15 protein-coding genes are annotated in these 23,293 nt (G+C 62.5%); 5 read left to right on the top strand and 10 right to left on the bottom strand.

Translation table 11 applies throughout. The annotated features are described in order from the left end of the window. Positions 1-44: 44 nt before the first annotated feature. The 5 genes from M1D93_RS19860 to M1D93_RS19880 all read right to left on the bottom strand — a co-directional run bounded on the left by M1D93_RS19860 (position 45) and on the right by M1D93_RS19880 (position 7,160). On the bottom strand, positions 45-2,033 hold the full coding sequence (locus M1D93_RS19860) for a penicillin-binding transpeptidase domain-containing protein (protein ID WP_461173149.1): 1,989 nt from the start codon (positions 2,031-2,033) through the stop codon (positions 45-47). A 76-nt stretch (positions 2,034-2,109) separates the two neighbouring features. Further along, positions 2,110-3,558 carry a phytoene desaturase family protein gene (locus M1D93_RS19865; RefSeq protein WP_461173150.1) on the bottom strand — a complete coding sequence of 483 codons (1,449 nt, stop codon included), beginning with the start codon at positions 3,556-3,558 and terminating at the stop codon, positions 2,110-2,112. Then, complete coding sequence (locus M1D93_RS19870; protein WP_461175076.1) at positions 3,551-5,017, bottom strand: glycosyltransferase family 87 protein; 1,467 nt, start codon at positions 5,015-5,017, stop codon at positions 3,551-3,553. Before M1D93_RS19870 ends, M1D93_RS19865 begins: the two co-directional genes overlap by 8 nt. A 56-nt stretch (positions 5,018-5,073) precedes the next feature. Further along, a complete protein-coding gene (locus M1D93_RS19875) occupies positions 5,074-5,658 on the bottom strand; it encodes a histidine phosphatase family protein (protein ID WP_461173151.1) in 585 nt (194 codons plus the stop codon). Beyond that, a complete protein-coding gene (locus M1D93_RS19880; protein WP_461173152.1) occupies positions 5,655-7,160 on the bottom strand; it encodes a CCA tRNA nucleotidyltransferase in 1,506 nt (501 codons plus the stop codon). Before M1D93_RS19880 ends, M1D93_RS19875 begins: the two co-directional genes overlap by 4 nt. 207 nt (positions 7,161-7,367) lie before the next feature. On the opposite strand from M1D93_RS19880, the gene M1D93_RS19885 reads away from it, so the two are divergent. The 5 genes from M1D93_RS19885 (at position 7,368) to trxA (ending at position 13,463) form a co-directional block, all read left to right on the top strand. Next, positions 7,368-7,868 carry an NUDIX hydrolase gene (locus tag M1D93_RS19885; RefSeq protein ID WP_050057127.1) on the top strand — a complete coding sequence of 167 codons (501 nt, stop codon included), beginning with the start codon at positions 7,368-7,370 and terminating at the stop codon, positions 7,866-7,868. 61 nt (positions 7,869-7,929) lie between these two features. Next, the gene (gene murJ, locus M1D93_RS19890) at positions 7,930-10,170 is read left to right on the top strand and encodes a murein biosynthesis integral membrane protein MurJ (protein ID WP_461173153.1); all 2,241 of its coding nucleotides are present in this window, start codon (positions 7,930-7,932) and stop codon (positions 10,168-10,170) included. A gap of 167 nt (positions 10,171-10,337) precedes the next feature. Next, a complete protein-coding gene (locus M1D93_RS19895) occupies positions 10,338-11,912 on the top strand; it encodes an ABC transporter substrate-binding protein (RefSeq protein WP_461173154.1) in 1,575 nt (524 codons plus the stop codon). A 234-nt stretch (positions 11,913-12,146) separates the two neighbouring features. Beyond that, positions 12,147-13,103, top strand: a complete 957-nt coding sequence (trxB, locus tag M1D93_RS19900) for a thioredoxin-disulfide reductase (RefSeq protein ID WP_461173155.1) — start codon at positions 12,147-12,149, stop codon at positions 13,101-13,103. 33 nt (positions 13,104-13,136) lie between these two features. Continuing rightward, entirely contained in the window at positions 13,137-13,463 is a 327-nt protein-coding gene (gene trxA / locus M1D93_RS19905) for a thioredoxin (RefSeq protein WP_091419383.1), read from the top strand. 5,055 nt (positions 13,464-18,518) lie between these two features. On the opposite strand, the gene M1D93_RS19910 is transcribed toward trxA, so the two are convergent. The 5 genes from M1D93_RS19910 to yidC form a co-directional block, all read right to left on the bottom strand. Further along, complete coding sequence (locus tag M1D93_RS19910) at positions 18,519-19,850, bottom strand: ParB/RepB/Spo0J family partition protein (RefSeq protein ID WP_461173156.1); 1,332 nt, start codon at positions 19,848-19,850, stop codon at positions 18,519-18,521. Positions 19,851-19,915: 65 nt separating this feature from the next. Next, positions 19,916-20,983 (bottom strand): ParA family protein, encoded by a 1,068-nt coding sequence (locus M1D93_RS19915; RefSeq protein WP_461173157.1) that lies wholly within the window; start codon positions 20,981-20,983, stop codon positions 19,916-19,918. 89 nt (positions 20,984-21,072) lie between these two features. Beyond that, positions 21,073-21,723 carry a 16S rRNA (guanine(527)-N(7))-methyltransferase RsmG gene (gene rsmG / locus M1D93_RS19920; protein WP_461173158.1) on the bottom strand — a complete coding sequence of 217 codons (651 nt, stop codon included), beginning with the start codon at positions 21,721-21,723 and terminating at the stop codon, positions 21,073-21,075. Between the two features lie 21 nt (positions 21,724-21,744). Next, positions 21,745-22,311 (bottom strand): Jag family protein, encoded by a 567-nt coding sequence (locus M1D93_RS19925; protein WP_461173159.1) that lies wholly within the window; start codon positions 22,309-22,311, stop codon positions 21,745-21,747. Next, complete coding sequence (gene yidC / locus M1D93_RS19930) at positions 22,311-23,285, bottom strand: membrane protein insertase YidC (protein WP_461173160.1); 975 nt, start codon at positions 23,283-23,285, stop codon at positions 22,311-22,313. The genes M1D93_RS19925 and yidC overlap by 1 nt, the downstream gene beginning before the upstream one ends. Between the last annotated feature and the right edge of the window lie 8 nt (positions 23,286-23,293).

Raw genomic sequence — 23,293 nt, forward strand, 5'->3', positions numbered from 1 at the left:
ATTCCATCTTCCCACGGCGCGCCCACTCGAATTTTTGTCCAGCTCTAGCCCGCGGCGGTCAGGAACTTTTGCAGCAGTGGCCCCGAGGTTGTTGCCCCCAGGCCTCCGTCCTCCACAAAGACAGCGACGGCGAGATCCCCGTGCACGGCCACAATCCAGGCGTGCGTCTTTGGTGGAGTCTCTTTGCCGAACTCGGCGGTGCCGGTCTTGGCTCCCACAGGGGCACCGGGAACGCTGGACAGGAAGCCTGCGTGCCCGGACGTCACCACGGCGCGCATCATGTCCGCCAGGGATGCCGCCTCTTCAGCAGTAATCGGGTTCTCGGACGCCCGGGATGGAGCTTCCGCAGTCGCCGTGGCGGAGGGCTGGGCAGCGGGAGCAGTGGAACCGCTGGTCGTTCCCTCGGCGGCAGCACCGGCGTCGGGATTCAACACCAGCTGCGGGGCAACCGGCGCGCCCTTGGCCACGGAGCCGGCCATCATGGCGGCGGCCAACGGCGACAGCAGTACCTTTCCCTGGCCGATCATCGAGGCGGCGTGTTCTGTTCCGGCGGCCTCGCCCGGGACGGAGCCAAGGAAAGCGGCGGCGCCGAGCGTCGGCGCCTCGACGGCGAGGCCCATCGCCATCGCGGCTGCTTCAAGCTGCCCCTGGGAGACCTTGTCACGGGCGGCGATGAATGCTGTATTGCATGAGTGGGCAAAGGCGTCACGGAGCGTCACTGAACCCAATGAGCCCGCCGGGTACCCTTCAGCGTTTTTGAAAGTCCGTCCGTCCACGGTCAAAGTCGGTGTGCACTCGACCTTCGACTCGGGGGTCAGTCCGTTGCGGAACATCGCCAGCGAATCAACCATCTTGAAGATGGAGCCGGGCGCGTACTGGCCAAGCATCGCCGTGTTGTAGCCGTTGCTACCCGGGCCGGACGCGGCCGCCAGGACGGCCCCGGTGGAAGGGCGAAGCGCCACAATGGCGGATGCGGGCTCCACACCTTCCAGCGTGCTTTCCGCCAGCGACTGCAGCGCGGGATCCAAGGTTGTTTTCAGCGGGGTTCCCGGCGTGGGCTTCACCTCAAAAAGCACCCGGCGGGGATCTGTTGCGGCGGACTGGATCTGTTCCCTCGTCAGGTCGGCGCGCTGTGCACGGATAACGACGGCGTCCGTCCCCCTGAGCTGGTCGTCGTACTGCTGCTGGAGGCCGCCGACGCCGGTGACATCACCGGGAGTCAGCTCACCGCCGGATGCTTCGATCTGCTCAGCCGTGGCCTCGCCCACCGAGCCGAGGACGGCGCGGGCAAACGTGCGGCTGGGAGCCAACGGCATCGAGGCCGGGATGGCGCGGGCTCCGGGAATCGCCGCAATCTGCTCGTTGGTGATGGTGCGGCCTTCTTCGCGCAGGGTGATCGCGGAGACAAAGGCCTCGGCGCCGGAGGCCTGTACCTGCTGGACGTAGGCGGACGGGTCTGTTCCCACGAGTGCTGCCAGCTTGGTGGCTGAATCCGCAGGATCCGCAGCACCCAGCTGGGGCTTGTCGATGCCCACATTCACCACAGGCCGGTAGGTCACCAGGGGTACGTCACCGGCGCCCAGGATGTCCGCACGCTGGGGTGACTGGGAGCCCTTCGTCAGGATTTCGCTGTCGGCCAGGTCCGGCGCCAGGGTGGCCGGATCCCAGACCGTCAGCCATTTGTCCCCGGACTTTTTGAATTTGGCCGAGACGGTGTACTTCCACTCGGCGCCGCCGAAGTTCCAGGTGTAGTTGAGCGGTGCGGACGCGTTGTCGCCGTCGAGGGCCAGTTCACCTGCTTCAACGGCCGGCTTCTGGGGATCCAGCGACGCAAAGACTTTTTTCAGCTGGTCATTGGCAGCTGCTGGGTCCTTGCCGTCAAAGGGCACCGAGCCCACATCCAATCCGGCTACCGCCGTGGCCAGCTGACCCGCAGCCGCTTCAGCTCCGCTCCTGCCGTCGTCGCAGGCAACCAGCGATGTTCCGAGAATGACGGCAGCGATGCCCAAAGAAAGTTTTGTTGATATCCCCATCGGGCCATTATCCCCGGTTTTGAGGTCCCTTGGACACGTCCTGTTCCGCGGTGCCGCGGGACGGGAGCCGGCGATCCTATGCCCCGGCCATGCCCAGGGCTGGGACGGGGAGGCCGAACATGTCCCGAAGGGCATACCTTGCGGCGTGAAAGCCGGGCATACCGGTAACGCCTGGACCTGGCGGGGTAGAGGACGAACACAGGTAGACGCCGCGCAAGGGGGTGCGCCATGGGACCGGCGATACGACCGGCCTCTGGACAAGGTTCAGCACGTCCATGGTGCCCGCGCTGAAGTCCCCGCCGACATAGTTCCGGTTGTACTTTGCCAGCCCCGCGGCGGTGATGGCCCTGGACTCCACCACAACGTCCCGGAACCCCGGCGCGAACCGTTCAAGCTGTGCGGTAATGGCTTCAGTCATGTCCCGTGTCGATCCGCTGGGGACGTGGCAGTAGGCCCACAGGGTGTGGTGTCCGGCGGGGGCACGGCCCGAATCGAAGCGTGACTGCTGGGCCACCAAAACGTAAGGGCGGTCGGGGTGCTTGCCCTTCACGACGTCGTTCTCAGCGCGTGCCACCTCGGCCCGGGTGCCGCCCAGGTGGATCGTGCCGGCGTCGGCCAATTCCGCTGCCGCCCACGGCACGGGCCCCGAGAGGATGAAATCAACTTTGCATGAGCCGTTCCCGTACCTGAACGACTCCAGCGCCCCCCGGTACCGTGCGGGAAGGACATTACCGGCCATGTTCAGCAGTCCCTGCGGGGCAACATCCAACAAGATGGTGCGGGCCGGCGGAAGGTCCTCCAGCCGGCCGATGGGTGCGTCGGTGTGGATAACACCCCCGTGCGCCGTAATGTCCTCCGCCAAAGCGGCAGCTATGGACGCTGATCCCCCTTCCGGGATGGGCCACCCTCCGGCATGGCCAAGCGCCCCCAGCATCAGACCCGCTCCGGACGCGGCAAGGGAGGGCAGATGGGATATGGCATGCGCGGCAACCCCGGCCAGCAGGGCAGGCGCATATTTCTCCTTGAACCGGGTGTTCCACAATCCGGTTCCCTGCTCCACAGTCCTCAGCCCGAACAGCCCTGCCGCCAGGGGATTGCGGGGGATGCGGAGCAGCTGGTTCTGGGTGAAGTCCATGATGTCGTCGATGCGGGACACGAGAGGTGCCATCAGTTGCCGGTACGCGGCACCGTCGCGGCCCAGCCCGTCAGCTGTCCTGTCCAGCGACCGGTAGGCGAGGGCTGCCCTGCCGCCGTCCAGCGGGGACCCGTAGGACAAATCGGGGGTTATCAGGTTCACCCGGCGGGACAGTTCGAAGGCCTTGAAGAACGGTGAGGCCACTGCCATCGGATGCACGGCGGAGCAGACGTCGTGGAAATGTCCGGGCTGCATCAATTCGCTGGTCCGGGTCCCGCCCCCGATGGTTTTGCCGGCCTCGAAGAGTTCCACGGAGAGCCCGGCCCGGGCCATCACCGCCGCGGCTGCAAGCCCGTTCGGGCCCGCGCCCACCACCGCCACGTCAGGCATTGGAACCTGCCCTCCTCGGCAGGAGGGATTGTGAACGTCCTCGGGGCTTTAACCGGAACCAGTCAGGCGCGCCGGCGAAGGGACCGCTGTGGGGATCATCAAGGTGGTGCCGGCGGATGGGGTCGTAGTCCGGGTTGTACATGTCCCAGGTCACGCGCAGCATGAGGTAGCCCACCGCAGCCATGTGTGCCGCCACGGCCAGGACGTAGTAGGGCATATCCAGGTTGTGCTGGGAAGAGCCTGCGCTGGTCACTTGTCCAAGGTACATCCACACTGCTGCCCAGTGCAGGCCTTCGATTCCCTGCCAGATCAAAAAGTCGCGCCATCTCGGCCGCGCCAGTGCAAGGAGGGGGATCAGCCACACCACGAACTGCGGCGAATACACCTTGCCGGTCAGGATGAACGCCGCCACGATCAGGAAGGCCAGTTGGGCCAGGCGGGGGCGGCGGCCGGCGGTCAGGGCAACGGCTGCAATAGCCATGCAGGACAGCAGAAAAAGGACAAGGGACAAGAGGTCGACGGCGGCCGGGCTGAGTTCCGTCCATCGCAGCCGGTTCGCCACCAGGTTGTAGGCAAACCAAGGCGAGCTGTACCCGGCGTCGCGGTCCCAACTGAACTGGAAGAAGTAGGCCCAGCCGGCAGGGTTGGCAGCGGCGAAGGGCAGGTTGACGGCCAGCCACGAGACGGCGGCCGCACCCGCCGTCACCAGCAAGGGACGGAACCGTCCGGTCCGAAGGGCCAGCAGCAGGATCGCGCCGATAACAAACAGCGGGTACAGCTTTGTGGCCGCGCCCAGTCCGATGAAGAGCCCGGCGAGCACCAGCCGTTCGCGTGAAAAGAAGTACATGCCCAGGGCAAGCAAGGCTACTGCCCATAGGTCCCAGTTGATGGTGCCGGCCAGAACGATGCCCGGGGCGAGGGCCACCATGGCGGCATCCCAGGGCCGGCGGCTGGTCATCCGGGCGGTGGCCAGGACCGTGACCACGGTGACCGCGGCCAGAAGTGCAACATTGATGTCGAAATAGGCGAGCACACGTGAGTGGGCTATCCCGGTCCCGGGGACAAGCCAGGCCGTTACCCCCGCGATCAGGGCGATCAGAACCGGGTACTCAAATTGGCTTCCGGTGCCAAGGATGGGAAACGTTCCCTCTGCCAGGCCACGGTTCCGGAAAAGCTCGGGAAAGTCCGAGTAGCAGGTGGCGTAGAACTGCGTGGGGGATTCCCAGCCATTGACGCGGCAGTACCCTTTCACGAGGATGCCCGCAAAGGCGGCCAGGACCGTGAGAAGTATCAGCACGCGTTCAACGGTGAAAATGCCGGGCGAGACGATGCCCGGGGCGGCCCTCGATCCGAGGGGACCGCCGATAACTTCGGTGAAGTTGCGCAGCAGGACGTCACTGCGGCTGGGAACCACCAGGCGGGTCCGCCCTCGGTGCTCCGGCGGCTGGGTCTCCTCCATGGCATTGAGCTTACCGCCGCTGACGGACACCATTGGAAGAGTGCCTGCGGGAGCCGCTAAAGGCCCCAACGGACAATTGCAGGGGTTTTCTTGTCCCAACCCAAGGTGCACACTTTCGCGGTTCCGAGAATAAAGTGGCGCCCCTCGGTTGGCGGCAATTCAAGCCAACGCGCTGTGAGAATCCGGGAGAAGTGCCCGTGGGCCACAATGAGGACGTTGTCCATACCCGATTCCAAGACGCGCCCAATGATCTTGTCCGCCCTGGCGGCCACTTCGTCCAGCGTCTCGCCGTTGGGCACGCCATGCGTCCAGATCAGGTAATCGGGGTTGTCTTTCCGGATCAGGTCCGAGCTGATGCCCTCATAATCGCCGTAGTTCCATTCCACGGCGAGGGGCTCATGCTGGGCGTCCGGGAAGCCGGCGAGTTCCGCCGTCCGGCGCGCCCGCCGCAAGGGGGAGGTCAGCACCAGGTCAAAATCGACAGGGTCCAGCACCTTCCGGGCCTCCACAGCCTGCTGTTCGCCTTCAACAGTGAGGGGCAGATCAGTGAGTCCGGTGTACTGCCCGCTCTTGGACCACTCAGTCTCGCCGTGGCGCAGGATCCAGAGCTGGGGCCGGGGGGCAAGGGCGGGATTGGTCACTTGGACTCCTTGAAGGAAAGGTCGACGGCGGCGGGAGACGTTCCGTCCCCAGGTTCGGCAGGTGCGGATTCCGGCTGCTCCGTCCACCAGCGGAGCAGCCTGGCTTCCGCTTCCTCGGTGGGCAGGGGCCCGTGCTCCATCCGCTCGTTGAGCAGGAACTTATAGGCGCGGCCCACCACGGGGCCAGATTTAAGGTCCAGGAGGGCCATGATCCGGGCACCGTCCAGGTCAGGGCGCACCGCATCCAGCGATTCCTGTTCCCGCAGCGCCGCGATCCGGGCCTCGAGGTCGTCATAGGCGAAGGCAAGGCGCTCGGCCTTCCGCTGGTTGCGCGTGGTGACATCCGAGCGGGTCAGCCGGTGGAGCCGTTCCAGCAGCGGCCCGGCGTCGGTCACGTACCGGCGGACCGCGGAGTCGCTCCAACCGGCGTCACCGTAGCCGTAAAAGCGCATGTGAAGCTCCACCAGGCGTGCAACGGCTTTGATGGTGTCGTTGTCGAAGCGCAGGGCCTTCATTCTCTTGGTGGTGAGCTTGGCACCCACCATGTCGTGATGCCGGAAGCTGACGGCACCGCCCGGTTCAAAACGGCGCGTAGCCGGCTTGCCGACGTCGTGCATCAATGCTGCGAAACGGAGTACAAAATCCGGCGCCGGCACGGGGCCGTCAGCGTCTGTTTCCAGTTCCGCCGCCTGTTCCAGCACCTGCAGCGAATGCTGGTAGACGTCCTTGTGCCGGTGGTGCTCATCCGATTCAAGCCGGAGGGCCGAGACTTCCGGCAGCACGAACTCGGCCAGGCCGGTTTCCACCAGCAAATCCACGCCAACGCGGGGGTGGCGGCCGCAGATGAGCTTGGTGAGTTCGTCCCGCACCCGTTCCGCGGAAATGATCGTGATCCGTTCCGCCATCCGGGTCATGGCCTGCCGGACGTCGTCGTGGACGGAGACACCCAACTGCGACGCAAACCTGGCCGCCCGCATCATCCTCAACGGATCATCCGAGAAGGACGCTTCAGGGGCTCCCGGAGTGGCCAGGAGTGAGGCGTGCAGGTCGCGTACCCCGCCGAAAGGATCCACCAGTTCCAAGGAGGGCAGTTTCAGTGCCATGGCATTGATGGTGAAGTCGCGGCGGAGCAGGTCGTCAATCAACGAGGAGCCGAACGCCACCACCGGCTTCCGGGACTCAGGGTCGTAAGCCTCGGCCCGATAGGTGGTTATCTCGATCTGGAAGCCGGCCTTGCGCATTCCGATGGTGCCAAAGGCACGCCCGATCTCCCAGAAGTTGTCCGCCCACTTCTTGATCAGGGCCACCGTCTGGTCAGGTGTGGCGTCAGTGGTGAAGTCCAGGTCCGGGGAGGTCCTGCCCAGGAAAAGGTCACGCACCGGACCGCCCACCAGCGACAGTTCGTGGCCGGCGTCCACAAAACGCTGGCCGAGCTCCAGGACCACCGGGTCCACCTGGAAATCGACGGTGTGGGATTCAGTCTTGTGATGTGGGTGCGCCATAGTTACTTAAGCTTGTCAGAAACCAGCGGCGGCGCAGGCCAAAATACTGTCAAGATCCTGCTCATTCCGTCCGGCGCCGGCAAAGCGCGTCATATCCAGTCCATGTTGGTGTCATGTTCCGGTCATCACGAACGGGCAACAGTCGTTAGAGTGGACTCCATGGCCCATCCAGTACCGAGCGCTCCAGGCAGGAGGACGAACGCACCGTTGCCGTCGGCGATCGGTGCGCACGTTGCGCCTGCCCAGCATTCGGCACCGGCTTCGTTGCCCACGGTGGAGGAAGTCTCCGCCGGCGGGGTAGTAGTGGACACCTCCGACGCCGAACTGAGGGTGGCGATCATCGCCCGCCTTAACCGCGGCGGACGCCTGGAGTGGTGCCTGCCCAAGGGCCATCCGGAAGGCAAGGAAAACAACGAGCAGGCGGCGGTCCGTGAAATTGCGGAAGAAACCGGCATTGAAGGCGATATCCTCGCGCCGCTGGGAAGCATCGATTACTGGTTCACCGTCAGCGGCCACCGCGTGCATAAGACGGTCCATCACTACCTCCTGCGGGCCACGGGCGGCGAGCTGACCATCGAAAACGATCCGGACCAGGAAGCGGTGGACGTTGCGTGGGTTCCCATCCAGGAACTCGCCCGCAAGCTGTCCTTCCCTAATGAGCGCCGCATTGCCGATCTGGCACGCGAAGTCCTGCCCGAACACCTTTAGGGCGGCATGGCCGGCGCCGGCGTTGCGGTGACCAGCGCCTGCAGGTGAGACGATGAACTCGATGTCAGCTTCCAATTTTCCTTCCGATCAGGCCGGCCGGGCCGGCGGCGCTCCTGAGGGCGTACCTGCCGACGGCGTACCCCTCGACGGTGCGCCGCAGGGTGCAGCACCCCTGGACAGCGCAACGCAGGACAGCGCCCCCGCGGAAACCGCCCACCTCACGGCACCCGCCGACGGCTCTCCCCTGGATGGCGGACCAGCGGGCGCTGAGCAGGCGAGTGAAACCAGGTCCAGCGCCATCATGGCCGCCGGAACGCTTGTTTCGCGTTTCCTGGGATTCGGTAAGACCTGGATGCTGGGCACGGCTCTCGGCCTCGGCTCCACGGTCAATGACACGTTCATCAACGCCAACAACCTGCCCAACCTGATCTTCCTGCTGGTGGCCGGCGGCGTGTTCAACGCCGTGCTCGTGCCGCAGATCATCAAGGCCAGCAAGGCTCCGGACAGGGGAGCGGACTACATCAGCCGGCTGTTGACACTGGCAGTCCTGCTCCTGCTGGGACTGACAGCTTTGGTCACCCTGGCGGCGCCCTGGGTCATCGAACTCACCACCCAGGGATACTCCCCGCAGCAGAAAGCGTTGGCCGTGGCCTTCGCCTTCTGGTGCCTGCCGCAGATTTTCTTTTACGGCCTCTATGCTCTCCTCACCCAGGTCCTCAACGCCAACGGCGCCTTTGGTCCAGCCATGTGGGCACCCATCCTTAATAACCTGGTGGCCATCGCCGGGTTGGGGATGTTCATCTGGATTTTCGGCGCCAACGAACTGAATCCGCACACCCTGGACAACTGGGGTGACACCCAGACGCTGTTTGTGGCCGGATTCTCCACCATCGGCGTGGTTTCCCAGACCGCCATCCTGATGATTCCCGTGATCCGGCTGAAACTGGGGCTCCGGCCGCGGTTCGGCTGGCGGGGGGTGGGACTGGGCCAGGCAGCCAAGCTGAGCGTCTGGACCTTGCTCACTGCCGCCGTCGGGCAGCTCGCTTTCCTGTACGTCATGCGTATTGCCACCATTCCCGGCGCCGAGCGTATCCGGCTCCAGCAGGCCGGCGACCCTGCCGCGAACATGCTGCCCGGCAACGCCGTCCTGGAAGTGGCCAGCCAGCTGTACCTGCTGCCGCACTCCATCATTGCCCTGTCCCTTGCCACGGTCCTCTTCAACCGGATGACCCGTGCGTCCCAGGACGGCAACCGCGCCGAACTGCGCGATGCCCTTTCCCACGGACTCCGAACCATGGCCGTGGCCACCGTATTCGGTGCGCTGGCCCTTTTCGCCCTTGCCGGACCGCTGGGGATGTTCTTCTCGGGGGGCCTCCGCCAGGACGGTGTGATGCTGGCGCAGACGCTGACCATCCTCGCGCTGAGCACGCCGTTCATGAGTGCCAACTTCATGATGTCCCGGGTCTTCTACGCGAACGAGGACGCCCGCACCCCCTTCTACGTCCAGCTGCTCCTGGCGGTGGTGTACGTGGCCGGGGCATTCGCCATCCAGTTCCTGCCCGTGACCCAGATCATTTACGCCATCGCCGTGCTCTATATGGTGGGCAACATCCTCTCGGTGGTTATCAGTGCCGTTTTCCTGCGGCGCCTCCTGGGGCACCTGGACGGCCCGCGGATTGCCAGCTCCTACATCCGGATGGGCTACGCGGCCCTGGGTTCCGCGATTGCAGGCGCAGGAGCGCTGTGGCTGATGGGCAGCTACAGCCCTGACGGGTTCGCCTGGCGCGACCGCCTGACCGCGCTCGTAACAGTAATCGTGGTGGGTCCCATCATGCTGGTGGCCTACTTCTTCCTGCTCAAACTGTTCCGCGTCTCTGAACTGCGCGACCTGCTCCGCCCCCTCCTGGGAAGGCTGGGGCGCGGCGTGCCGGCTGCGCCTGCCTCCGAAGACGAGGCCCCGCCGTCGGACGATTCACCTGGTGCGCCCTCGGATGACCGTCGGCGGCGCCCGGCGGAGCGGGCCACCACCTCGGTGGACACCGGCCTTATCCCACGCATCTCAGGCGAGTTCGACGCCGTCTCCTTCCGGGCCGGTCCCGTTCCGGAGCGCGAGGCAGGGCACCGTGAACAGGGCGATGGCGGCGACGGCTCCGGCGGTACCTACCTCCCCGGCGAGGATCAGCCCAGCACCGCACGCGGCGGACTGCTGCGCGACCAGATCCCGCTTCCGGGACGCCGGACCTTCCAGGGGAAGGCCGGCGAGAACCCCCATTTCAAGCCCCGGCGGCCCCCGAAAAAGTGATGCCCGCGCGGTCCGCCGCTGTCTTTGTCGACGGTGCGGGAGGCGCAATCCGCTAGGATCGAAAGGGAACAGGGGTAGTTGCATTCAAGGTTCAGCCTCCCCGGCGGCCCCTTGAACGGTGGTTGCGTCATCCATGCCGGCAATACCGGACAGTCTAGGAGGAACACGTGTCCAACCCGATCGATGTCGGATCAGTACTGGGCGGCCGCTACAAGGTCACAGCCACTGTATTGGCCTCGCACGACCACGATCTGGTGCTGGATGGTGTGGACCAGGTGCTTAACCGTCCTGTCAGCATCCTGGTTGCCGGACCAGACAACACAGAGCAGGTCGCCCAGAGCGCCCGCGAGGTTGCCACCGGTGAACGCCCCGGCACGGTCCAGGTTCTGGACCTCGGCGTGACCGAGGCCGCGACGTACCTCATCACCAACCACACGTCCGCTGCCGACCTGCTGGACCTTGTGGTGGCGTCCAACCCTCCCTATGTGGAGCCCTTCTTTACGGACACCCTCGGAAGCGAAATCTTCGGGCAGCCGCGGTCCCATGAACCGGAACCTTACGACGACGAAGATCATGTGGATGCCGGGTACATCAACTACGGCGACACGCACGCAAGCCAGGTAAACCCCTACCGCGCTGCGCCCGCAGTGCCACCGAGACCTCCCGTCCGTCCGGCGACTGCACCCGCCGGCCGTAAGCCGTCCGGTTCGTCCCCGCTGGGGGGAGCAGCTCTTGGCGGCGCAGCCGGAGCTGCAGCCGGAGCCGCTGCAGCGAACGCTTCTGCACGCCCCGCAGGCCCATCCACACGGCCCGCTGCAGAACCGGCACCTGCCAGCTTCGCCTCCAACTCAAGGAACCAGCCGGAGGCGCCCAACACTGGAAAGCCAAAGGTGTCTCTCTGGTCGGAAGATGACTACGCCAGCGCCGGAGACCAGGACCGGTACGAAGACTCCCGGGTTGACGATGAAAAGCCGGTTAAGAAAAAGTCGCCGGTGTTTGCACGCCCGGCAGCCGCGGGCGGTGCCGTCGCTCCGGCCGGCCCTTCCTACACTGAGCAGGGCGACTATGACGACGACCGGGAGGCACCGGCACGCGAACCGCGGTCCATGCGCTGGCTGGTGGGCGGGCTGCTCGCCGTCGTCCTGATTGCGGGGCTGGTTTTCACCCTGACCAACCTTGGCAGCCTCCTCTCCTCCGAGCCGCAGGCCAATCCCTCAGCTCCGCCCGCCAACACCGGCGCTCCCGCAGGCTCTGCCGCACCAACGCAGGCTCCCACCACGGCCCCGCCCGCCGTCCCGCCAGCCATCGAAAGCGTCAGCCGGCAGGGTAACTTCGATTTTGCCGCCACCTTTGACGGTGACCTGGTCAAGGCCTACGACGGTAACGCAGCCAGCTACTGGTCGGACATGGAATTCGCCTCGGAAAACTGGGGCGGTCTGGCTGCCCAGGGTGTACCGCTGGTGGTGAAGCTCGAGAACACTGCCACCGTTTCATCAGTGACCCTTTCGCAGTTGGGCGGTTCGGGTGGAAACATCACGGTCTACACGAACGACCGGCCGTCCCTGGACGGAGCAAAGGCAGTCGGGACGAGCAGCTTTACCTCAACCGATCTGAACGTGCCACTCGCGGAGCCTGTACAGGCCGAGTACGTGATCGTGTCCATTAACTCGCTTCCCCGGCTGGCTGCACCGAAGACACGCTATGGCTACGGCCTCCGGTTGGCGGAGATCAAGGTCCAGTAACCCGCTGCCTCTGCGCCGGTTCGCGACTGCCGCGGGGTTGGCTAAATCCCCGGCGGTGCTCCGGTTTGCCATGGGACGGTAATCTGGAAAGAGCGTCTCGCGGAGTTCGCTTACTGCTGTTCGCCGGCAATCAGCCGTGCCTGGGGGCGGAATATTCAGCCTGCAGTATCAGTTGTGCCATGTGGCCGGCCTCCAAAGCGGGGCGCGTCAAATAAGGAAGAGGTTCACCGTTCAGTGACCATCACAGAAAACACCACGTCAGAAGTACGTGATGTCATCATCGTCGGCTCCGGCCCGGCTGGTTACACGGCAGCTGTTTATACTGCCCGCGCCAACCTCAAGCCCCTGTTGCTGGCAGGTTCTGTCACTGCCGGCGGTGAACTGATGAACACCACCGAGGTCGAGAACTACCCGGGCTTCCCGGAAGGCATCATGGGCCCGGACCTGATGGAGAGCTTCGAGAAGCAGGCGGCACGCTTCGGCACTGAAATTCAGTTCGAGGACGTTACATCGCTACAGCTTGAAGGGCCTGTCAAGACGGTCACCATCGGCACCGGCGAAAGCTTCCACGCCAAGGCGGTAATCCTTTCCACCGGATCCGCCTACCGTGAACTGGGCCTCCCGAATGAGAAGCGACTTTCAGGGCACGGTGTGAGCTGGTGTGCAACCTGCGATGGTTTCTTTTTCAAGGATCAGGACATCGCTGTTATCGGCGGGGGAGACTCGGCCATGGAAGAGGCGCTGTTCCTCACCAAGTTTGCGAAATCGGTAACGGTTGTGCACCGCCGCGATACGCTCAAAGCCTCGAAGATCATGGCCGACCGTGCTCTGGCCCACGAAAAGATCAACTTCATCTGGAACAGCACCGTGGACGACGTCATTGGCGACCAGAAGGTCACCGGCTTGAAGTTGAAGAGCCTTGTTGACGGTTCCATTTCTGATCTTGCGGTTACGGGTGTCTTTGTCGCCATCGGCAACGACCCCCGGACCGATCTCGTCAAGGGAGTCCTGGACCTGACGCCGGAGGGAACCATCGCCGTCGAAGGCCGGAGTTCCAGGACCAGCCTGCCAGGCGTCTTCGCAGCCGGCGACGTCATCGACCCCACCTACCGGCAAGCGATCACCGCGTCCGGTTCCGGATGTGTCGCGGCGATTGACGTTGAGCACTACCTCGCAGACCTGCCCGAATAATTTCGCAAGCGCTACGAAGAGAGAGATAAAACTATGAGCAATGCAAAAGACGTAACAGACGCAAGCTTCGGTACGGACGTTTTGTCCTCGGATAAGCCGGTAATCGTGGATTTCTGGGCTGAATGGTGCGGACCCTGCCGGAAGCTCGGCCCTATCCTGGACGAGATCTCGGTGGAGTACAGCGAAAAAGTGGACGTCGTGAAGCTGAATGTGGATGACAACCCGGCGATTGCAGCAGAATACGGTATTACTTCGATTCCTGCTGTCTACCTGTTCCAGGGTGGGGAAGTGAAGAGCACTGTCATCGGCGCAAAGCCGAAGCAGTTCTTCGAGAAGGAATTCGCCGACGTCCTTTCCTAGGCCCCGTTGGTCCCGGGCTCTTGCCCGGTTAGTGCAAAGTGGTCACCGCTCGAGAGCGGTGGCCACTTTTCTTTTGTACCCCCACAACGTGAGAGGGTGCCCGCCTGGCTTACCGCGTGGTTCTTACCGCGTGGTTGTGTCGACAATTTTTCGTAAGCGGATTGGGGTCGGACCTGGGCGCCGAACGCACAGGAGCCGGTACCGTGCCCCATGTTCAGTGCTGTTTTTAGGGATGGTGCTGCCGATCCGTCATGGCCCTAACGCCTCGTTTCACGTGAAACACCCCTGCGTGCCCGACTTTAGAAGGAGCGCCACACATCGGCGCAATCCCCGGGAACCTGGAATATCGAAGAACGCAGGGGCAACTTCACGTCCGCGCCTGTGTGCCGGCGCCCAGCGCCGTCTTGCCGCCGCTGATGCCCGGAAGGGTCGTCAGCACGACTATTTTGGATGTCAATTTGCCCCCGAAGCAGTCAATATTGTGACACGAGGACGACGGGTCCCAAGTAGGCAGCTGCTGCGCTACCCGTTGTTTCACGTGAAACAGCCCGTCCTTCCTTACAGGAGGAGACATTCGGGCGCGGCGCCGTTCCTCTTGTAACACCAGTTGGAGCTACACAAGGAGGACGAGGCTCTTGCCTCAGGTAGCCGCGCATGGGCGCGTCCCTGTCACTCACCTCCCCCCATGGAGTTGGAATCGCCTGACTCCGAAGCCCTTGCGCACTCCTGCTTACGCAGATTAACCAAATGCCAATTCGTAAGGTGCCAGCGGAGATCCCTCAAGCAGGAAGGCCAAACGCATGAAAGGATTGGTCAAAACAGAAGCGATAGCGCCTATTCAGTGTAGGTGCGTGCCTCAGCATCCACCAGTTCCGAAAATTTGTGAGACCACATGCGTTGTGTCGAGTAGGTACCGGCAGCAGAAAGTTCGCCAAAAGGCAGTGCCGGTAGGAGCACCAGCGCGACACTACCTATACTGACGCGTCGTACTTACGCGAGAGCGGCCCTCTACGGCCGAGCTAACAGTCACGGACGGGCATCGGCAAATGTTCTCTTCGACGCTACCCAACACTGCAAGAGGTGCTTTCTCCCGACATCGCGCAATCTAAAACCGGTCATAACTTGAAGCAGAGCCCCACTAATCCTGTGAGGCTCCTGGGCCCGGTAGGTGTCTGGACACGGGAATCGGCGCCGCCCCGCGCCCTGGACACTGCTCATGGATCAACTACGCCGCTCTCAAACCAATCAATAGTCTATTCGATCTGGAGGGGACAGCCGCAAGCTTGTAATCGTCAGTGCCACTGTCCTGCGTTCTGCGCAACAAGTTGGCGTACCGCCCAGTCCCATCAAGCATTACCGCTTGTCCGGCCTGTTATTCCCGGCTCGTATAGCCCCACGCAAGCGTCCCTGCAGTACACCGAGACACCAGCCTCCGGCAGTCCTGCCCTTACGCCCTTCAAGTCCGATGATCTGGAGCGCGCAACGGCGCGCAGGTGCTCCTGCTGTTTCACGTGAAACAGTTCTGCGTGGAAGCGCGGGTAGGGGAGGGCGCCTTGTGTAGAACTCACGCGCTTTGGAAATGCAGCCCGATATCGCCGGCTGCGCCATCCCGCCGATTGGACGAAGGCAGCGATGAGCGCGGCAGGTTTCCAGTGTGGATAAGCGAACTGAAATCGCACTGCTGCTTCGGGCGGGATGCGGCAGGGACCACGGGGGGAGACACCCGCCGACTGTGCATAATCCCACTAGCCTGGTTCACTCTGGATAGAACCACCTCGGTCGCTCGGCCGGGGCAGTGGTTCATCAGATCGAGTCGCAGAGGGAACAACGGAATCGTGCGATCGCGCGAACCTTCGTGTCGATGAATCCACAGAGCAAGCAACGGCCGCTCAAGGTCTTTGCGGCCTTCAACGGATACCTGATTTCGAACGAATTCATCGTCACCGTTTCACGTGAAACACGTGTAGCTCGTGAGCCCTTGCAAGAACTACGGCTGTCCTCTAGGTCCTCGTTCGCGCGATAGGCGGTTTTACCGGCGGTAACTTCATGCCTCTCAACCCACGGTTCTGGAGCCGCCTTTACTCGCGCAGGCTTCAAGGCTAAAGGTTGCTAGCCTTGCCATGGCCCACTGCAGCAATCACTGATCCGCCCAGGGTCTTCAGGCATTAGCGACCTAAGATGCTAACGCTTCGGACGCTGCAGCTGCGACCCCACCCCCCCCGCGGAAAGGGACGGGACCATGGACACCACCCCCTGGCGGTGCTGTAGAAGACTGTGTTGCGTCGCGAAGGATTGAGTCGAGAGTGCCGCGTTGCGGTGGTCCCTGTGCCCTCGATACGACCCACAAGCGCCAGCACCGGGAGCGGCTAGTACTGACACCCTAGACATCAATCACTGCTTTCCGTCCTAGTTCTGGCTCCCGCTATCCCCGGGTTTTCCACAGGTGCCACGACTGGTTATCCCCACTGTTATCCACAGCCTTAGCGGCGCTCCACAGATGGTCACCTCGTACGGCCCTGCGGCCTCTCCATCCGAGGCCACTTCTTCTTGCCCGGGCCCGATAGTAGATCGCAGCTGGAGCGCAGCAATTTTTGCCTACGTGAGCGCCTTCGGCCCCGCCGCCATACCAATTTCAGTTGTTGGAGAGGAAAACGCGGGCCTACTTTGGGGAATGTTCATGGTCTGTTCTGTTTCACGTGAAACACCAGTAGCGGTGAGCGGAGCGCTCCACGTCGTTACGTGCAGACCCCGCAGTCGTGCCTACCGCCGAGATCGCGCTATCCACAATGAGCAGCCCACCTATCCACAAAGTTATCCACAGTGATATCCACTGCCAGGTCTTGCTTCCAGCGCCACATTTCTTGCCCGGCACGATGCAGTTTCCGGCTGCGCGTGACCGGTCGGCCGGAGCTCGCTATGCAAACGTATGCACCCAACCATCGACGGGCACGGGTACGTCGGCGCGATCCGAGTGCAAAGCAGAACGCGGCTTTTGCGTACCACTCTCGTGCCGGCACCTCGTCCACCTGATAAGCACCGAAGGTTCGCGCCCACGGATTCTAATGTGAAATATAAAGTTCAGGAGGCGGCTGGTGATGGAAACACAGCTACTACAGTCCTCCTCCTAGGGAAAGGCTTTGGGCTTGCACGCACGACCAGGGGATAGGCTCAAGCTACGTGGCGCCGGTCGGGGGGGCCGCTTCGAGCCTCCATGGCAAGGAGGTATTCGGTTACCGCCAGGATGGTAAGCATGCGGCGTAGTCCTAACTCGGAGTATGGGCGGTTTGGCCTTCGCGCACGCCGCAAGCCAGCGCTTAGGCGGATCATCCTGCAGTCGATCGTGGAGGGGCGAGATGTCCTCCCTGCCAGTTCTTAATCACAGGCTAGACTAGCCGACCAACTCCTCGCGCCTAGCAGCTGTTCGTAGTGCGACCGGCCTCGTTTCACGTGAAACATCCGTCGGGTCCCCTGGCTGGAGGAGGGTAGATGAAGCTGCTTCTAATTAGCATGGGAACGCAGACGTTCGGAGCCGGCAGCAAAAAATCATTCCTCTCTCTCAAACAAGATGCCCGGCTCTAGGCACAAGCATCGGACGCGCCCTATCCCGCGAGTAGAGCGACCCCACCCGGGACTACTGGGATACTGAGAGATCGACATTGAGCATCGGGACCAAGCCCAAGCTCGTTCCCGCCTGTTCTCGATAACGCTTTTCGAAAAGACAAATCAATCGTCAGGTGGGGACCGCCAAGCACAGTGGGCTCAACTAGAGGTCCTGCCGCAGAACGGCATTATTCGGGGCTGTGAAGCGACCTACAGCTGATCCTCAAGGGAACACGCATTGCGGGATGCACTGGGCATACTTCAGACTGTTGAAACCAGGATTTTCGGTGGACCGCAGGACTACGTTGCGGGACTGGAGGGCGGCGCTAGTTGAAATGCGAAGACGTGCTGCGGGGGGCTGCGGAATCCGACTCGGCACAGCTATCTGGGATCGTTCTGCGACTCGAAGTCCGGCCCATACCGCTATCCCCGTTGGGCAGACCTCCCAGTTCTTCCATTGCGCCACTAAGTCCTGCTGGTTAGCCGGTCAGAGGCAGTGCGGGCTGGCTGCGAGCATGGGTTGAATGCTCACGTCTTCAGCGCATCATTGCGCCACCGCGACGCTTGAGTGAATCCAAGAAACGCCCCTGGTTACAGACAGCCCACTGGTCATAACCGCTCCTACGGTCTGTTTCACGTGAAACAACTTCAGCAGCTGGCTGCCTTCTGGCTAGCTCGCCCCGGCAGTTCTGACCCACCTTTCCATCTCTTGGTGCGGCGGGAAACCTGACTCCTAGGAAGGACTGTGTGGCGTCGCGATTGTGTTCCTCGTAGGGCTCGTTGAAGGATTTAGGAGATGGCATTGGTTGCAGAGGGCGTGGTGCACGCACGTCCTCGGAAGACGTTGCGCATTGGTACTGGACCTCTCGTCCGCAATTGTTAGATCGCCGGCAGCCGGGCTTGTAAGTGTACACAAAGCTTTGGTGGGAACTACGGCGAGTACTCCAAATGAGCTATATCGGCGTCGGAGCAAAGGCTCAGGACATTGTTAGCCAGTGGACAGTGGTCACCGCGGGAATCAAGCACTCCTGCTCCATCTGCGCAATTTTAGATCCACGGAGTCAATGAAGAACGCCGGCAAATGGCCTCCGGGCCATGATGTTGCATAGACGGACATGATCGCCGGCATCCAGCCTCCTAGCAGAAGTTTCACGTGGAACAGCTACGGGAAGCGTCCGCACTTTTGTGTGTAAACTGCCGGTCGGCACGGTGGTCCATCCAACGCACGAACCATCACCTAGAGCGCTGGAAAGTCTATTTACGACGAGTGCTGGATAACTGAATGGGCCGGTTTGAAAACTAGACGCGAAAAAGGTGACGTCTGAATGCCCACATCTTTAGCTCCACAAACTTAGACCCGTGGATGTGCACAGCGCTGCACCTTTTATGGTGGTAGCATGACCAGACACCGGGAGGAACCCGAGGAGGGCTAACTATAGCCCGGCCCGACGTTGACTAGTTATCTGCCCCTGGTGCAAGGACGTCCATGATGCGGTTGAGATCCTCCACGCTGGCGAATTCAATGCTGACTCGGCCCTTACGAACACCCAGCGAGATCTTGACGTTGGTGTCCAAGCGATCGGAAAGCGAGGACGCAAGGTAGTCCAGCCGCTCGTGGCGTGCACCGGGACGGGGGATGTTGTTCTTCGCCGGCTTTGCCGGGTCCTGGTACATGGCCACAGCTTCCTCGGTGGCCCGCACGGACATTCCTTCAGCCACGATGCGCTGTGCCAGACGTTCCATGGCTGCCGCATCAGGAAGTGCCAGCAGGGCACGCGCATGGCCTGCAGACAGCACTCCTGCCGCCACTCGTCGCTGTACCAACGGGGGCAGCTTCAGGAGCCGCAGGGTGTTGGAGACCTGGGGGCGCGAGCGGCCGATGCGGTCAGCCAGCTGTTCGTGGGTAGTACCAAAGTCTTCGAGCAGCTGCTGATAAGCTGCGGCTTCTTCCAAGGGGTTCAGCTGGCTCCGGTGAAGGTTTTCCAGCAGCGCATCCCGCAGAAGGTCGTCATCAGTTGTATCCCGGACGATTGCCGGGATAGTTTCCATGCCGGCGGCCTGCACCGCGCGCCAGCGCCGTTCGCCCATAACGAGCTCGAACGGTTCTCCACCCTCTTCGGTTGAGTTGCGGACAACAATTGGCTGAAGGACGCCTATTTCGCGCACGGAGTGTACAAGCTCCGCCATGTCGTCTTCATCGAAGACAGCCCGCGGCTGTTTGCGGTTGGGATGAATATCAGAAACGCGGATTTCTGCGAACCGGACCCCCGGGACCGGCACCAGTTCTACGTCTGTACCCGACGCGAACGAATCGCTGGCCGCGGTGTCCAGGACTTCCGGTGCGTCGGTATTGGCGGTGTCTTCAGATGCGGAATCTTTGCGGGGCCCAGAAGCGTCCGGGGTTTTGGTGCTCCCAGCCGTCTTCCCTGCAGAGCCACTGCCTGCAGAGGCGCTGCCGGAGTTGTTAGCAGTGACCGTTGCCTCAGCGGCCCGCCGGGCGGCCGGCGGCTTGGTGGCAGCCGTCTTACGCGAAGGACCGGTAGAAGTTTTAGAAGCAGAATCCTTGGCACCCGCTGGCCTGGTGGCGGCACCACCCTGAATCGGGGCTTCGGCTGCCAGGGACGTTTCCGCTGCTGCCTCTGGTTCTACAGCTTTCCTGCGCCCCTCCGGAAAGAAGAGATCGACTGGACGTGAAACCGCTACGCCGTTCCCCGCGCCGTTTGCACCGGCGGAACTCGGAATCAGTGCGCCAAGACCGCGGCCTAAGCCCCGTCGCTTCTCGCTCATGGGTAAATCCCTCCAGTGGTAGAGCCCGGCTTTGCCAGACCCCAGTTGTTGCAGTTCTTGAAGTTTTAGCGTTCTGCTATTTCAGCAGCGGCTTCCAGGTAGGACAGGGCTCCACTGGATGAGGGGTCGTAGGTCATGACGGTTTGTTGGTAGCTCGGCGCTTCGGAGATACGGACCGAGCGCGGCACAACCGCGGACAGTACTTGCTCGGGAAAGTGCTGGCGGACTTCGGCAGCGACTTGGGCAGCAAGGTTGGTCCGGCCGTCGTACATGGTGAGCAGGATGGTGGAGACCACGAGGTCCGCATTCAGATGCTTTTGGATCATTTCGATGTTCTTGAGGAGCTGGCTCAGGCCCTCCAGTGCGTAGTACTCGCACTGGATAGGAATCAGGACTTCACTCGCTGCACAGAACGCGTTGACCGTCAACAGGCCCAGGCTCGGCGGGCAGTCGATGAAGATGTAGTCCAGGCGCTGCTCGCCCTTCTTCTCACGTGTCTTTGCGTAGACATCGATGGCCCGGCGCAGCCGCTGCTCGCGGGCCACGAGAGACACAAGCTCAATTTCCGCACCGGCGAGGTGGATGGTGGCTGGAGCGCAGATGAGGTTGTTGATATCCGGGCAAGGCGCGACCACATCAGCCAGGGGAACGTCGTTGATCAGGACGTCGTAAATGCTGTCTACATCCGCGTGGTGTTCAATGCCCAAAGCAGTGGAAGCGTTGCCCTGGGGGTCGATGTCGATGACCAGGACGTTGAGTCCGGCAGCGGCAAGGGCAGCAGCAATGTTGACCGTGGTGGTGGTCTTACCTACGCCGCCTTTCTGGTTGGAAACCGTAAAGACCCGCGTCTTCTCGGGACGCGGCAACTGCCGTCCAACAAGGCGCTCACGCCGGCGGGTTTCGTGCGCCAGTTCACGGGCGATAGGACTGGAATCATCAATCGCATCAATGATGTTGGCTCTGCCGGTAGAAGTTGTTTCACGTGAAACCGCCACGGGGGAAGTTTTAGCTACCGACCGGGGTTGATTTCCCAGCAAACCGGAGGCAGCCGAAACAGCACCAGCGAGAGAACGTGCTGACCCCAATGACACGAACGGCGGTATCCGTTGCGTGGAGGCTTCGCTACTGGTCACTGGGGCACACTCACTCTCGTTCAGCTATTTTTGCTGCCGTTGACTAGCCTAACTGCTTACCCCGGCAGACTGTGGCCGCCGGGCCTACCCTAGGCCTTCTTTTGGGACTTGTTTACAACGATGCGTACTACAGTGGTGGGTTCTTCCAGCAGTTCGTCGCCAACCGTGACCACAGAGGTCTGAACGCCCCCCAGTTTGCGGATAACCTTCGCCGCCTTCTCGATTTCCTCAGCCGCACTGCGGCCCTTGATGGCAACCACTTCGCCATGGCCTCCCAGCAAGGGGATGGTGAGGCCGGCGAGGTTGGCCAGAGCCGATACAGCCCGTGCCGTCACGACGTCAGCCTCCACGTGGCCAACTGCCAGTTCAGCCCTGGTCCTCATGACCGTCACATTGTCCAGGCCCAGATCGTCGACTACCTCCTGCAGCCAGATCACCCTGCGTTCCAGCGGTTCGATCAGGGTGAGTTCCAGGTCCGGGCGCGCGATCGCGAGGCACAGGCCTGGCAGTCCGGCGCCGCTGCCGACGTCGGCAACACGGCTGCCCTGGGCAATCTCGCTTTCGATGACGGCACAGTTGAGGACGTGCCGCCCCCACAGGCGGGGGATCTCCCGCGGGCCGATAAGCCCCCGTTCAGTTCCGGAGGTGGCGAGGTGTTCCACGTAGCGCTGCGCGAGGTCCAGGCGGTCGCCAAAAATCTTCTCAGCTGCCAGGAGTTCAGCTGCCGTGATGTCAACCATGATTAGCGAATCCGCAATTCTCTAGTCTGCGGAGACAACAATATGGCGGCCGGCGCCTTCGCCCTCGGACTCGCTCACCAGTCCCAGGTCAGCGACAGCGTCGTGAACGATTTTCCGCTCGTAAGCGCTCATCGGTTCCAGGGCAACAGCCTGGCCGGTTTTCTTCACAGCGGCCGCCGCATCTTCGGCAATCTTCTGCAGGTGGCCGGTGCGTTCCTGCCGGTAGCCGTTGATGTCCAGCACCAGCCGGGAGCGGTTTTCCGTTGCAGACAGGACCGAGAGCCGGGTCAGTTCCTGCAACGCTTCCAGGACTTCGCCGTCTTCGCCCACCAGGTTGTCCAGGCTGTCGGACTCTTCCTCGGTGACGATGGAGATGTAGGTACGGCCGTTCCGGACCTCGATGTCGATGTCGCCGTCGATGTCTGCGATGTCCAGCAGTTCCTCGAGGTAATCCGCTGCAACGTCCCCTTCTTCCTCCAGCCGGCTGGTTGAGGAGGCCTTGGGGGCGGAGCTGTCCTGCGCAGCGGACTCGTCCTGATCGTCGATGATGTCTTCGGAAAGGGCGTGTTCGGTACTCTCGGCTGACATTACTTCTTCTTCCTGTTCTTGCGTTGTGGCTGAATGCGCTGTCCCTTGGCCTGGGCGACGGCTGCCGCGGCGGCAGCAGCGTCGGCATCTTCGTCCTTCTTACCAGTCAGGATCGAGAGGGCCGGCAGGCCCTTGGCGGCACGGCGCTCGGCGAGGGCCTTGGCTGCGGGGGATCCCGGCGTCGGCATGCGGCGGATCACAAAGAACTGCTGGCCCATGGTCCAGAGGTTGGTGGTGGTCCAGTAGATCAGGACACCGATGGGGAAGTTGATGCCGCCCACACCGAAGACGATGGGCAGGATGTAGAGCATCATCTTCTGCTGGCGCATGAACGGGCTGGCCATGGCTTCTTCCGACATGTTCTTGGCCATGATCTGCTTCTGCGTAATGAACTGCGAGGCAGTCATGGCAAGGATCATCACGATGGAGAGAATCCAGACAGCCGTCAGGTTTCCCTCACCGCCGTGCAGCAGGGACGCAGAAAGCGTGGCACCAAAGATGGTGGAGTCATCGAACTGAACCACCTGCTCGTGGCTCATGGCTCCGATGCCGTTGCCGGCTGCGGCGGCGCCGCTGATCCCGGAGAGCACCGTGAACAGCGCAAAGAAGAACGGCATCTGGATCAGCATGGGGAGGCACGCGGAGAACGGGTTGGTGCCGTGCTTCTTGTACATGGCCATCTGTTCCTGCGCCATGGCCTGGCGGGACAGCTGGTCAGTCTTGCCCTTGTACTTGTCCTGAAGCTTCTTCAGGTCAGGCTGGAGCAGCTGCATGCCGCGCTGGGCTTTGATCTGCTTCACGAACACAGGGATAAGGGCGGCACGGATCACCAGTACCAGGCCGATGATGGACAGAGTCCAGGTCCAGCCGGACGCCTCAGGCATGCCAATGGTGCTCAGGCCCTCATGGAAACCCACCATGATGATGGACACAAGCCACTTGAACGGAAACATGATTGTTTCAAAGAAGTCCATACTTATCC

This window comes from Arthrobacter sp. Z1-9 (assembly GCF_054792695.1).